This is a genomic window from Mycoplasma sp. 4013, from assembly GCF_054353875.1.
This window is the reverse complement of the sequence record NZ_JBTHHK010000010.1, coordinates 1-15,295: the sequence shown is the minus strand read 5'-3', so window position 1 is coordinate 15,295 and position 15,295 is coordinate 1. Positions and strand designations below refer to the sequence as shown.

At 25.9% G+C, this 15,295-nt stretch carries 11 protein-coding genes; 9 read left to right on the top strand and 2 right to left on the bottom strand.

Annotated features, from left to right (window positions below; genetic code table 4):
* Window positions 1-32: 32 nt before the first annotated feature.
* Both ACXYRO_RS03440 and ACXYRO_RS03435 read right to left on the bottom strand, forming a co-directional pair.
* Window positions 33-1,151, bottom strand: coding sequence for a hypothetical protein (locus tag ACXYRO_RS03440; protein WP_458614311.1), 1,119 nt, complete (start codon window positions 1,149-1,151; stop codon window positions 33-35).
* Window positions 1,136-1,966 carry a hypothetical protein gene (locus tag ACXYRO_RS03435; RefSeq protein WP_458614310.1) on the bottom strand — a complete coding sequence of 277 codons (831 nt, stop codon included), beginning with the start codon at window positions 1,964-1,966 and terminating at the stop codon, window positions 1,136-1,138. Before ACXYRO_RS03435 ends, ACXYRO_RS03440 begins: the two co-directional genes overlap by 16 nt.
* A 157-nt stretch (window positions 1,967-2,123) precedes the next feature.
* Between ACXYRO_RS03435 and ACXYRO_RS03430 the strand changes: the two genes are divergently transcribed.
* The 9 genes from ACXYRO_RS03430 to ACXYRO_RS03390 all read left to right on the top strand — a co-directional run bounded on the left by ACXYRO_RS03430 (window position 2,124) and on the right by ACXYRO_RS03390 (window position 15,202).
* Entirely contained in the window at window positions 2,124-2,642 is a 519-nt protein-coding gene (locus ACXYRO_RS03430) for a dUTP diphosphatase (protein ID WP_435130350.1), read from the top strand.
* A 61-nt stretch (window positions 2,643-2,703) separates the two neighbouring features.
* A complete protein-coding gene (locus ACXYRO_RS03425) occupies window positions 2,704-3,891 on the top strand; it encodes an acetate/propionate family kinase (protein WP_458614309.1) in 1,188 nt (395 codons plus the stop codon).
* Window positions 3,866-4,297, top strand: coding sequence for a pantetheine-phosphate adenylyltransferase (gene coaD, locus ACXYRO_RS03420; RefSeq protein ID WP_458597284.1), 432 nt, complete (start codon window positions 3,866-3,868; stop codon window positions 4,295-4,297). The genes ACXYRO_RS03425 and coaD overlap by 26 nt, the downstream gene beginning before the upstream one ends.
* Entirely contained in the window at window positions 4,290-4,865 is a 576-nt protein-coding gene (gene yihA, locus ACXYRO_RS03415) for a ribosome biogenesis GTP-binding protein YihA/YsxC (protein ID WP_458597283.1), read from the top strand. The genes coaD and yihA overlap by 8 nt, the downstream gene beginning before the upstream one ends.
* Window positions 4,865-5,800 (top strand): MAG1430 family protein, encoded by a 936-nt coding sequence (locus ACXYRO_RS03410; RefSeq protein ID WP_458614308.1) that lies wholly within the window; start codon window positions 4,865-4,867, stop codon window positions 5,798-5,800. Before yihA ends, ACXYRO_RS03410 begins: the two co-directional genes overlap by 1 nt.
* A gap of 174 nt (window positions 5,801-5,974) precedes the next feature.
* A complete protein-coding gene (locus tag ACXYRO_RS03405; RefSeq protein WP_458614307.1) occupies window positions 5,975-11,266 on the top strand; it encodes an MGA_1079 family surface serine endopeptidase in 5,292 nt (1,763 codons plus the stop codon).
* Window positions 11,267-11,356: 90 nt separating this feature from the next.
* On the top strand, window positions 11,357-12,046 hold the full coding sequence (locus ACXYRO_RS03400; RefSeq protein WP_458614306.1) for a hypothetical protein: 690 nt from the start codon (window positions 11,357-11,359) through the stop codon (window positions 12,044-12,046).
* Between the two features lie 143 nt (window positions 12,047-12,189).
* Window positions 12,190-12,348 carry a hypothetical protein gene (locus tag ACXYRO_RS03395; protein ID WP_435130333.1) on the top strand — a complete coding sequence of 53 codons (159 nt, stop codon included), beginning with the start codon at window positions 12,190-12,192 and terminating at the stop codon, window positions 12,346-12,348.
* Window positions 12,349-12,568: 220 nt separating this feature from the next.
* Window positions 12,569-15,202: a type I restriction-modification system subunit M gene (locus tag ACXYRO_RS03390; protein ID WP_458614305.1), complete on the top strand. Its 2,634-nt coding sequence runs from the start codon at window positions 12,569-12,571 to the stop codon at window positions 15,200-15,202.
* Window positions 15,203-15,295 lie beyond the last annotated feature (93 nt).

Below are 15,295 nucleotides of genomic sequence, written 5' to 3'. Positions count from 1 at the left end.
TTGTTATAGTGTCTTTTTTATTGATAAATAAGTTATGTGTCTATTTTAGCTAGATATTTTTTACGACTAAATTGTATTTGTTTTATCTTCTTTAATATTTCTTCATCTTTGATCTGTAAGAAAAAATTATTTAGGTTTATTTCTTGTGTATCCTTTATATCCGAATAACTATTTTCTCTTACAATCTTTAACATAGCCTTTACATTTATATCATTATGCAAATAATAAAGAATACTTCATAAATCCCATGTAACAACTTCTTCATCAGATAAATTTATTTTTACTTCTTTGAATGCTTCTTTATAGAAATTCAATTGCTTATAATCATATGTAATATGCTCAAAATTGCCTTCTATTAAATTTTTTAGTATTACATCTAAATAAATAGAAACTAACTTTGCATTAGTTGTTATAAATCAAGTTTTATCAATCTGTTGCATTATATTAAGATAATAATTAAAATCTTTATTATTAATATTTTTTATCATATTAAAGATGCTATCCATTAAATAAAATTCACATGATATTCTATAAACATTTTTCTTCTGAATATAGTTTTTAAATAATATCTCTTTATTTATAGTTATTTTAATTTCATTTTGATTTAGTTGATAAATTATTTTTGGTTTTAATACATCATTTATGTTAATATCATTGACTTTTGAATCTGTTTTATAAAAAATTAAATTATTTTTATTTATTTGTATATTTAATATTTGTAATCCCGAAACTTCATCAGAAACCAAACCATATTTATTTAGTATTCTTGCAACTTTTAAAATTATTTTTTGTTTTTCATCAATTAATAATTTTTTAAAAGTCCCAAATTTTAATCTAAGAATCATATACACTTGCAATGCATAAGAAGCATACAGCCTTAGATTATGTCTATACATATAAATAAATAAAAATTTAGATAAAAATCTTGCTAATAAATATAGAAAAATTATCGAAATTCCTAACATAACTCAGCCAGCACCATAAAAAATATCTAAATATATAAATAATCCAACATTAACTAATGATGCTATATATAAAAGCGATAAGATTATCAAAATTATATAATAAAACATATAAGAGTGTACATCATACCTTATCTTAAATTTATAAAGTATTGTATTTTTATTAGAGGATGCTATGAATTTATTCATTTAGTTTCTGCTTCACTTCAATATCTATTTGCTAACACAGATAATCTATATGCTTCATTATGATATATTCAATAAGAAATTGAAATTTTATAAATTCAGTGAACCTCAGATGATTTATTATACAATTTCATTAATACATCAGAAATTAAATTCATTGATACTCTTTTTTGAAACATTTGATCAATGACTTCTGCATATGCTTTTACACTTTCGCTAGGTATTTTTATTTGTGAAATTTCTTTTATCACCTGTGACAATGCATAAGCGAATTTTACTGGTGCAGCTAATTGCGATGGCAAACTATCGGAAGCTTCTATAAATGCATCAAATGAATCGGAAGCTCTATTTAAATTTTCTGAAATAAATGTAGCAACCTTGCTTATAATATTTTGCATAAAATTTCTATATGAAATAACATTATAAACATATGAACGAAATGATGAATATAGACTCTTTCATTGATATTCGCTTATATAACTATTAATAATAAATTTATTTTTATATTCATTCGAAATATTATAAGTTCTATTATAAAACCCTTGTAAATTTACTCAATCAATTGATCTTTCATTATTTGTATATCTTTTAGATTCTATAATTTCACGTACAGTTTTTAACGGGTTTGTCTGTTTTTGTTTAGCTATCTTAAAAAGACCTTCTAAGATGTCTTCTACATCTGAATCATTATATTGCTTTGCAAAATCTTTTTCTTTATTTTTTAATATTGCTTCAGTAATTCGTAATTTAATATTTTCTTCATCAGATGTTAGCATCTTTGCATTATTAATTTTTTCTTGTAATGGATAAACAATCATTTTCTCTCCTTTTTATATATATTTATTATATAAAAAATCTTTTAATATTTTGAAAATAAATTTAAAACAAATATTAAATCATTTTAATTATGAAAATAATATGAGAAACAAAAAAATGATTAATAAACAAAAATAAAAATTGTATTAAAATATATTCATGGATTTATCATTATTATTTCAATTACAAAAGAAACTGGATCAAAAAATAGAGCAAAAGCAGCAACTTAACCATCCTGAACTCACTAAATCAGATGTTTTAACCCAAAAAACCTTAGCTTTAATGATTGAAGCAGGTGAATTTGTAAACGAAGTACAAAGTTTCAAATATTGGAAAATTAACAAAAATGTTAATTTAAGAAATGTTACTGAAGAATTTGCGGACTTATTACACTTTTTAATCAACCTTGCTTATGCTTATGATGTAAATCCATTTATAAAACCGAGACAAATTTCAGATGATATCAATCAACAGTTTCAACAACTTTTTATAGGCATTGGTAAAATTATGCAAATGGCCAATAATGCTGATATACAGAGTTTGAAGACTCAAATCACAAAGGTTTTTGAAATTGCATTAGGGAGTTTTGTAATGCTTGGTTTTACATATGGACAAATGATTCAGGCATATTTTTATAAAAATCAGAAGAATTTTAAACGCTTATATAGCAATTATTAATTTAAATAATAATGATTATTACCAATATTTTTGGTAAAATATAAAATAATTAGGAGATATAATGAAAAAGATTTTAGTTATTAATGCAGGTAGTAGTTCAATTAAACTAAGCCTTTTTGATAAGGATACTTTAAAGTTAATCGCGAGTGGGCTTGCTGAACGAATCACCTTACCTAAAGGTAATATAACCATCAAATTTAATGGACAAAAACACGAAATAGATGTTGTGATGCCAAATCATGAAGTTGCAGTTGAAGAAGTATATAAATTAATGCAACAAATCAAATTAATTGAAGATAAAGCAGAAATTGAATTTATCGGATTTAGAGTAGTACATGGTGGAGATTATTTTGCTTCTACAACCAAAATTACACAAAAAGAAATTGATTTAATTTCAGAATGTGCAATTTATGCACCATTACATAATCCAGGTGCTGTGCAAGCGATGCAAGGTTTTAAGAAAGTTTTTCCAGATGCTAAATTAAGTGCAGATTTTGATACAGCATTTCACCAAAGTATTGAAAAAGTTAATTATACATATGCTATACCGCATGATTTAGCAAGCAAATTTAATATCAAAAAATATGGTATGCATGGTATTTCCCATCAATTTATTACTGAAAAACTTGCTGAAATTCTAGGACAAAACACTGTTTCTTTTGTTAATTTACACCTTGGAAATGGAGCAAGTTTAGCTGCAGTTAAAGATTCGAAATCAATTGATACTTCAATGGGACTTACTCCATTAGCAGGAATTATGATGGGAACTCGTAGTGGTGATATCGATCCATCTATTCACCAATTTGTCCTTAAGCAAACTCAAATGGATATTAATGCATTCACTGATTTATTGAACAAAAAAAGTGGTTTATTAGGTGTATCAGGTGTTTCATCTGATATGCGCGATGTTCGTAATGCAGCAGATTCAAATCCACAAGCAAGATTTGCTCTTGATTTATATGCTCAAAAAATTGCGGATTACACTGCTATTTATGCAAATAAGATTGGTTATCACCTTGATGCACTAGTATTTACAGCAGGAGTTGGTGAAAACTCAGCAGCAACTCGACAAGATATAGTTGATAGACTTTTCTTTAAGAAGATTAAGTTAGATAAAACATTAAATGAAGGTCCAATCAGTGATTATCAATTAATTTCTACACCTGATTCAGAAGTTAAAGTTTATGTAATTAGAACAAACGAAGAATTGGTGATTGCACGTAATGCCAAAGCAATCTATAAAAATTAATTCAGCATTGTATGCTGGATCTTTTAACCCTATACACAAGGGACATTTGGATATAATTCGTAAAGCAGCAGATCTATTTGACCATATTTATGTTGTAGTAAGTCAAAACCCAGATAAACCTAGTAACGATTTTAAAACTAATACTGCTATTTTGAAAGAAAAAACTAAATTTCTTGATAATGTCAAGGTTTTAGAAAATCAAAATATGCTTACTGCTGAATTTGCAAAAAAACTTAATGTTAAATACTTGGTTCGCTCAGCACGTAATCAAACTGATTATGCATACGAAATTGATTTAGCTTCTGGAAACAAACTGCTTAATTCTCAATTAGAAACCATATTAATTATCCCTGATGAAGACTACCTACAATACTCATCTGCATTAGAAAGAGCAAAAAATGTTTAAATTTATCAAATCGGCTACTAATAAAAGCAACTGATATGAGCATTCAAATTATGAAATCGCATTCTGAGGACGCTCTAATGTTGGTAAAAGTAGTTTAATTAATGCACTAGTTAATAATAAAAAATTAGCAAGGGTTTCTAAAACACCAGGTCGAACACAACTACTTAACTTCTTTGAAAATAATAAAGGTGCAGTATTTGTAGATTTACCTGGTTATGGTTATGCAAAAGTTTCAAAAACTCAACAAATGCAAATGATGCAAATGATTGAAGATTATTTAATTAATCGTAAAAATTTAAGATGTGTATATTTATTAATCGACAGTCGTCACTCTATGACACAAAATGATAAAAATGTGGTAGAATTTTTATATTCAATTAACTTACCTTTTATACCTGTATATACCAAAGCAGATAAGCTGAATCAAAAGGGAAAAAGTAAGTTATTAAAGAACATCAAAAGTGAAATGCAGCAATATAATTTTAATAAATATTACATTGTTTCTTCAGAAAATAATTATGGGATTGATAATTTATTATTAAGTATTAATGAAACATTGGAGGTTTAATGAAAAAAGTTATGATTCTACTTCTTACTTGTTTAGGTGTTGCTTCAACCACTGCTTTTGTAGCAGGTATTACAGTTGCAAGTTTAAATAAAAATAAGGATACATCATCATCTGATGTTATTAAAGATGCAACAATTAGCAATAATGTTAAATATAAAAATTATGCAAGTTGAGATTTTGGATTTAAACCAGGTAAAGAACTAGAAAAGAAAATGTCATCTGAATTAGCAAGCAAATATGCTACAAATCCTTTGTATCGCACAGGAACAACTGTGATAGATAACAATTACTGATCAGATCAATTACTACCTAAAACAACTTTAGATCAAAAACAACTTAATACATTAGATTTTTATGCATTAAACCATTCAAATGTTCCATTAAATGTTTTTTTAGACATCAAAAATACCAGTGATGGCAAAAGAGAATCAAACAGTGAAAGTGAAGGTTATAACTTAAATTTTTATTCCTTTGCAAATGACAAGGATGGAATTTTATATTTACAAATTACCTTTATCCCAAATGCTAAAAATAAAGATCCAAAAACATATAGAACACTTTATCAAATTAAAGGTTTTAAACAAATACAACTTACTGATATTGATCAACTGATGTATTTAACTCCATCCCTTAACAAAGATTCTGATATCTATAAAAACGCTAAAACTTCAGAAGATATAAAGCAAAAATACGAAGCAGACAAAGATGATTTAACCAAGAAAACTAATTTCATTAATTCGCTGCTTAATATAAATAAAAATAAACTTGAAATTGATTATCAAAAGACAACTCTAGATTTTGACAAGGATAAGTTAAATATTAAATTTATAACACATCCTATTATCAATTGAGCAAAAGTTAATAAATTAGATGATTCACAAGTTTATGATCAAATTTCTAAAGAAATTGATGTTCAAATTTCCCTTGAAAAATAAACCTTTATGAGGTTTATTTTTCATTATAAAAACTTTTTCATTTTTCATATCAAGACATTATATTGATGCTTATGTAATCATGAAAATCTTAAAAAAATCTACTTTTTACATAGATTTTAGATTAAATTTTATAAAATATTAATACACACATTTGAAAATTTAAAAAAGGAGTATATGAAATTCAAAAAATGATTCACTACCATGTTACTTTCAACTGTAACATTAACCACTGTTTCTTGTGGACAATTTAAAGAAAGTTTAAAAACTAACACCCCAAATGATCCTGAGGACCCGAATACAACAGATGATACAACCCCTGAACAACCTAACAAAGATTTACAAATACAAAATTTTATCAACATAAATCTTAATAACATTAAAAGCAATTCATATAATAAATTAATGTCAAATGTTAGGAATTGACTAATCAATCAAGATCTTAGTGATGAAGAAGTTGTGTCAAAATCTAAATTACTAAATAACCTTGTCTTACAATTAAATGAATTCGATTCTAATAAACAAAATTACGAAGAATGAGCATCGCTATTGACAGAAACCAAATCATTTTTAAATAATGGTTTTAGTGATATTGATTTATTTTTGAATCAGTTAAAACAAAAAATTAATAACATCCAAAATATAGTTTTAGATGATAAAGGTCCTGAATATAGAAGTAATATTAAGGATATTTTTGAAAATAATTCATCAATGTTGAATCAAGTTAATCCAATTTTCGATAAACTTAAATTATTTTTGTTAAACAAAAATAATTATGTACCACATTTAAATTCAATAAACCATAATTTTTATGATAATCTACGATATATAACTCAATTATACAATCAAATAATTACACAAACATATGAAAATGCTGCAAATGCTATATATCCTTTTGATAACAAACTTGAAAGTGAAATAACATCTCTAAATAATTATTTAAATCAAGGTGAATTTGATAACTTTTTTGATCTAAAAACAACTGATAATTTATTGGAAAAAATCAAAAGTATCCGTAAATTACAAACAGGAAAAGTGGAGTTTTTCAGTTTACAAGAAAATTCATATAAATCCTACCTTCATAAGGTTAATGCATTGAATGATTCAGATGAAGTAATTAATTCTAGTGTTTTTGAATTCTTTTATAACAATAGATACACATTCTACATAAAATTTAGATATGATCCAAATAATGAATTTTTAACTGAAGCAAAAACCCTTAATGATAAAATTAATTTTATAAAAACCATGCAAGATCAATATTTTAAAAATTCACAAAACACTTTGTTACAAAAAATCAACGATGACATCGATTTGTTCATAATGTCTATACCTGGATACAATGAATTTGAAAAATTAGACAATGATTTAGATGCTCAAACTGATAAATTAAAAAAATATATAACAGATAAAGATTTGATTCCAAGTGAATTAAAAGACAGAATAAAAGAATTAAAAGAAAAAATTACAAATGATAAGTATATTGATGATTTTCAAAGAGATGAATTATTAAATGAGTTATCACAAGTGATAACACTGAATCAATTCACAAAAGTACGGAATAAAATAAAACAAAATGATAAAAACATAGAAGATGATAAAAAGGCATTACTAACACAAATATCAAAAATTCAAGCACCACAGAGTTTTTATAACTATAATGCTACTAAAATATATTTTTTATCAGATGCAACTTCTTATGATAATTATAAAAATAATTTATGAAATTTTATAACATCATTTAATAGTGCAAAAGATGCATATCAAGCATATAAGAATAAACGAGATAAAAAACAAATAGATACCAATGCTTTATGGGATTTTTTACACTCAGATATTACTTTAAATGCTAATAAAATTTATAATTTTATAACAGATAAATTTCAGGATTTTGACTATACAAATATACAAGAATCTATTAATACCCTCAATAAATTTAAACAACTAATTGATCAAACTTTAAGGACAGCAGGTGTTTTTAATCAAAATGACTTTGATTCTAAATTAAATACACAAGCACAAGGAAACGATCATATAGAACTTTCTGATGATGCAAAAAGATATGAATTAAATAATTACCTATATTCAGCATCCATAAATAAAAATAATGCAAAATTTTATTTGAATAACTTTAACACAGAGTTTTTAGATTATCAACCAGTAAGTTTTGAACTTAAAAACAATGACAAGAATACTTTGATTATTCATTTAAAAGCATTCTTAAAAAATGATCCAAGTTTCTTTACAACCATTGATAAAGAAATAACATTTAGCAAAGATGTGAACCCGATTATTAATGAAATTACTTTAAATAATTTAGATCAATTCTACCAAGTTGATTATTTCAATCTTAAAAAACTTACACTTCAACAATGACAAAACTTATCATTGCAAGATAAAAAAAAGTATTTTAAACCGAAAACAAGTGGTGTTGGCAAATTCTTTAAATTTGATATTAGTCAATTTATAAAATACGAAAATTCTAAGTTATATTTTAAATTTGATGTACTTTTTGATAGACAAATTATCAAAACTTCAGAATTATCAACTGATTCTACAATTCTTTTTTCTCAAAATCCAAGTAATTCTGATGCAATAAATTTACAGGCTATGCTGGATTTATTAAACAAAAAAGATGGAAATGTAACTTTTTATAACTTGCTTAAAATAAAAGACGGAAGAAATTGAGGACACTCTCAGTATTTAGCATCAGAAGCTAAAAAAGCATTTGACGAATCATATGATTTACCAAAATTCGGTAGATACCAAATGATAGTAAAAAGTTCAAAGGTTAAAAACCTACGAAAAGGTGAAGCATTATTACAATTTTCTTATAGTATCGATGGTGTCGAAGCAAATGTATCAAACGAACAACTAAAAAATTGAGAAAGGGAATTTCCTTATTTCAAATTGCTTGATTTTGAAGATATTCTACCCAAATCAGGTAATAATATGACAGATTCAGATTTTACAGGATACACTTCAATTGATGCTAACCATCAAGCAATAATTGATAAGTTAAATGAAACTAATTTTAGCATTCGTAAAAATGATGGAAAACATACCAATGGTCCGAAATTTAATCTTTTTGATGCTAAGGATTTTATTGCTGCAAATGTTTTCAAAAAAGCTAATTATTTCATCAATATTTCAAATGGGGTAGATAACAAAGCAACTAACTTAGATGATCAACTTTATGTTCCTTATCAAACTAATATAAATCCAACTGATAATCCTGTCAATCCACTTGATAATGAGCAACGAAAAACATTAATATTAAACTACTTTATCTACTTTTACGATTTCAAATTAGAAGGAAAACGTGGTTTGAAATTTAAGCTCGGATTCATCAATAAATTTGATTCAAATAAAAGATATTCTAATTTTAAAGAATATCATCTTATTAATCTTGTTAACGATTATAAACAAGTTCATTATCCAAATATTATTTTAAACAACATCCAACATAGCAACTTACAAATAAACCAGAAAGAAATAGCTAAAAATTCAGCAAAATACTTTGCTAATCATCTTGATCAACTAAATGAATATATAAAAGTTACATCAAACAGAGATGATCATAACTTTTTATATAATAATTATCTTTTCCCAGAAAATCAATATAAAATTGTTGCTATCGGAGGATATAAAAATGATACTGCATATATAAAACTAGGTTATACCAATATCGATAATCAACTAGTTACAGCAAATGTATGATATAAAATAACAGGATTTAAAAATACATCGGATGTTGAATCGCTTGATAAATTAACTTTTGGTTCTGATAAATTACAAGAAATTTATCATCAACCAAACCAAATAGAAAGAACAAGAGTAATTGAGCCATATTGACAGGATGCGATTTGAAACTATGATGCTAACTCCAAAATTGCAGGCTGAATCTTAAAACGTAAATATCTAGAAAAAACCTTATTGAACCCTCAGAATAAAAATAATCAAGTTTTAACTCATATATATGGTGGTATTTTGGCCAAAAATACTTCTATAAGTGGTTTTGATATAAATTTTGATTTAAATAAATTAATCGATGCAAAACGATTAAATTTTAGATATGATTTTAATCATTCTGAATATACAGTAAAAATTAATGTTCAAGTGCATTGAGATGCAAAACAAGGTGTTATTTATCAAATTTGAACTGATAATAATACAGATATTGTAGTCGATCAAAACAGAGATATAAAATTTGATGAGAACAGTAATTTTAATCCGAAACAACCATTTATTATAAATAACTATGGAGCAAGAGTTAAAATCAAATATACATCTGATTCAGCATCCGAAGACTTTGGACAAATAACAAATGAATTTGATTATACTAATACCGAGCTTTCTTCATACTCTACCCCATTAGTTATATATACTAAACCGCAATATCTATTTGATACAGATACATACAATCCCAACATCAATGTAGTATATAAGCTTCACGATGGATACAAAATGAATTTTGATTACATTAGAACCAAAAAATATATTAATGATCCTCTTATTAATAATACAATTTTTAGATCATTTTTATATACAGCAAACGGTGCTAAACATATCGGAAGTGCATCAATGTTAGCAAAAGTTAACGATGATCCTAATGATGGTAGATTTTACTTTGCCACCAACTGACATGTTGAAAGAGTAAATAATTTTGCTGAATTCAGTGGTGAAAACTTACCAAGACGAATTAACTCACCATATTTGATTATTCCAATATGACAACCTGTTCCAGGTTGACAAAACGGATACCGTTCTGGACAATTTGATAACTACTCAAATGTTACTGTTGGGTATCGATACTCAAGAAATACTCCAAATTACTCAGTAGGTAGTCAACCAATAGATTTTATTTGATCAGGTGTAAATCAGATCCAAAATGATGGAAAACAAAAACCTGGTGATTTCTTCGATGAATCAATTATGATTTTGGATATCAATCCTATTATTCAGCAAGCTCGCAGATTAGGACAAATTGATAAAGTGATTTTCTTTGAAAAATGATTCAAAATACCGAGTGCAAAATTTGATTTTAAATGACAATATACCACTGCTCCATATGATATGCAATTTGATACAGCGATGATGGGATGACCTGGACAAAAGGAATTTGGTTATTTAATGCATCGCATCACACGTTCAACAGATACTAACCAATTCGATGTAGCAATGCAAACTAATTTCTTGCCTTTACTTTCCGAATCAGGACACTCCGGTGCTGGAAACTACTTAGCAGGTGATATTATGATGGGATTGTTAAATGCTGGAGGTGGTTTTGATTTTACACGTCATCAATATTTGGATGCATATAATCTTAATTATATGGGTATTAACTGAAATAGGCAAAATCCACTTGCTCTACCTAACACACATTCATTTGCTTCACAGATATTTAGATTAAATTCTATTAATCCTGATAAGTATGCAATACCTTGATTTTTAAAGGAAATAAAATAATTGATATAATAAATTGTTATAACTCAAAGAATACCAAAAAAAGAACTAAATAAGTAAAAAACAGTTAGTTAAAAAATGTATAATAAAGTTATGAATGAATTAGAAATTTATATAACTAAAAAAGAAGAAGAAAATTTTGATAAATTTTTAGATAAATACCTAAGTTCATCTGTGTTTAAATTAAATGATGAATATTATTTTAGAAAAAAATATAAAGCAAAAGTAAATAAATGCTCAATATCTTATAATAAAATTGACTTCTCTGATACGAATGATTTTGAGTTACTTCATCAATTAATAACCGAGACGGTTATCAATACTTTCGAACTTCTTCAAAATAATTGATCTGAAGAAGTAGAAGATTTTAAATATATTAATGCAGATGATACACATATTTATTACTTACTACGTCATTGTGAATATGGTATAAATGATATATTTGACTTTTTTTCTAAATTATTTATTTCATTATTAGAATGTCACAAACTTATTAACGGTAACAAAAGAATTGCATATTTCTTTTTGATAAACTTAGTCCGTTTTTGTGGTTTTTACTTCAAATTAAGCACATCAAAGAAAATTAATATCTATAAATTAAAAAATGAAAGAGTAGTTTATTGCTTCGTATATAAACTTCAAAACAGAAATTATAAAGATGTTATAAATGATTATAAGAATCTAAATAACAGTATAACAGATTTAACTGATGCAGATTATTTGAAAAAGTGCATTGAAGAAATACGATTGAAATATGAAAATTTACCAGTAAAAGAAAGATAAGAAAGGACAAAAACAGAAATACGTAATTGAATAAAGAAGAACATTGTAATTTCAAATAATACCGAGATTATTACAAAATAAATAAAATTAAGAATAATTCTGAAAATTAATGTAAATTAATGTAAAATATATATAAATTTTAAATGGAGAGATTTATGATTATAAATAAAGGTAAACTTACTATAGAAGATATTAAAAAAAGAGCAAAATACTTAAGAGATTATCCAACAGATCAATGACTTAAAGACATAGGACAATGAGAAGAAGTGGATAGAATAATGAAAATGCTCGCTAAAATGTAAACCTGTTCTGTGCATTGAACAGGTTTATTTTTAAACAAAATCTAAAATGTTTCACAGCATTTTAATTCAAAAACTAATCATGCAAAAAAATCAACTGATTAAACTGCATAATTTGCCCAAAGTCAAATAAACTATAAAATGATTAAAAAAACCCAGAAATAATAAGGTCTTTAGTCATTATTCTATATAATTATATTAATATCAGAAATTAAGGAGCAAAATGTCAAATAAATATTTTAAAACTTTAAGCAAACAAGAACTAGCAAATAAAATATGAAATGCAGCAAATGAATTAAGAAAAAACCTTGAAGCATATAAATACAAGGACTTTATCTTATCATTTTTATTTTACAGTTTCCTTTCACAAAAACAAATTGATTATATGTTAAATGATTTGGGTTTATCAATTGAAGAAATCTCAAAATTACAGTCAAATTATAACTTATTAGGATTACCTAAAAAGGAAACTGATGAAATCGAAACACAAATTGATGAAATTAAAAGATATTTAGGTTACTTTATTTTTTATAACGACTTATATCAAGTATGAACCACAAATAAATATGGTCAACAAATCGACTTTAGCATCAATAATATGGAAGATGCTTTCAATAGATTTAACAAAAATATTTATCAAGATTATAAATATCAAAATCTATTTAGAGATATTATCATTACAACACCTGAGGATTTAAATAATCTTGGAAGTAACAAACAAGAACAAACCAAAAATGCTAAAAAGTTAATGGAACAAATGAATGAAATCCCGGTAACAAAACAAAACTATGATGTTTTAGGTTATGTATATGAGTTTTTAATCGGTAAATTCGCTTCAACTGCCGGAAAGAAGGGGGGGGAGTTTTATACACCACATGAAGTTTCAATTTTAATGTCAGATATAATTTCATATAACTTTAAAGATCGCGACAGAATTAGTATATATGATCCTACATCTGGATCTGGTTCGCTGCTTTTAAACATCGGAGAAGCATTTAAAAAGTATGGTAAAGATGAAAATTCTGTAACATATTATGCTCAGGAAATTACCAAAGCGACTTTTAACCTAACTCGGATGAATTTAATAATGAAGAACATTAATTCAGCTGATATTAATGTTCGTAACGGTGATACACTCGAAGAAGATTGACCTATTATTGAAAATGGTGGGAATATTATTTCTGTAGATGCAGTTGTATCAAATCCGCCTTACTCACAACACTGGCGCCCAGAAGGAAAAGAAAACGATCCTCGTTATAATGAATACGGTTTAGCACCTAAATCTAAAGCAGATTATGCCTTCTTATTACACGAACTTTATCACCTTGCTTCCAATGGGGTTATGGCTATCGTATTACCTCATGGAGTATTATTTAGAGGGGGTAGTGAAAAAGAAATCCGCAGAAAATTAATTGAAAATCAAAAAATTGAAACTATTATAGGGTTACCTGCTAACATCTTTTTTGGAACCGGTATTGCTACCATCATAATGATTTTAAAGAAAAACAAATCAGATTCAAACATCCAATTCATCGATGCGTCCAAATTATTTATCAAAGATGGTAAAAATAACAAACTTGAAAGCTCACATATTAAAAAGATTACCGATGCATATAAAGCCAAAACAGATATTGCTAACTTTTCAAGGGTTGTTTCTTTACAAGAAATCAAGGATAATGACTTTAATTTAAATATCTCAAGATATATAGATAACTTTGAAAAAGAAGATACCTACGATTTATATGCTTCAATGTTTGGTGGAATTCCATTAACAGAATTAAAACAACTAAATGATTATTGAAATACTTTTGATTCTCTCTTTAATCAATTAACTACCAAAGTAAATGATGCATATTATAACTTAATACCTAAGGAAAAGATTTCTGAAGCCACCAAAGATAATTTAGATGTTAAAAATTACCAAGCACACTTTAAGCAAATTGTTACTGATTTTAAAGATCTTACAAATTCATTTGCTACATCAGTAGATAACATCAAAAAAATCAAAGATATTGATTTAGATTATGCTATTTCAAATTATGTATTTGAAAAACTTAATGATATTCCATTATTAGACAAATATGAATTATTCCAAATCTTACTAGATTATGTACATAAAAATATCAAACCTACTATTGATATAATCAATGAATATGTTGATGCTGATTTTAAAGTCTTAATTGAAGAAACTACTGAGATTGAAACAACTAAGAATGAAAAGATTTCAAAATTAGAAAGTCATTTGATTAATATCGATGTTATTAGTGAAAATTATTTTGTCGACTTAAATAACAAAATAAAAGATCTAAATGAAGAAATTTCTAATTTAGATTCACAAATTTCTTCAATTTTAGAAACTATTGATGAAGAAGATAAAAACGATTCATTATTTGGTAAAACTGGTGATTTTAAATTCCCAGAAATTTCTAAATACCTTAAAAAAGCAGATAAAAATCAAGATGAAGAATCATTTGAATATAAATTATTTAAAGCAGATGATTTAAATAACCAAAAAGTTTCAATAAATAAACAACTTAAAGAACGACAACAACAACTTTTCTCTGCAGTTGCTAACTTCCTACAAAATATTAGTGAAGAACAATTTTTAGAACTTATTAAAATACAATGAAATAATAATTTTGAAGACATCATTTTTGAAAAACATAATGTAATTATCAATAACTTAATTTCTAAACTAGAAACACTTTCAGATAAATATTTTGATACTTTAAGTGATATTAATAACCAAATTGCTCAAAAAGAAAATGAACTTATTGAACTTCTTTCTGATCTTAAAGGTGAAGAATCAGATATGCAAGGTATTTCAGAATTAATTAAAATTCTAGGGAACAAATAATGTCAAAGAACATTCTTGTTCCTTCTTTACGATTCAAAGAATTTACTCACGCTTGAGAACAGGATCTTTTGGGAGAAATTTTAAGTCCTTACA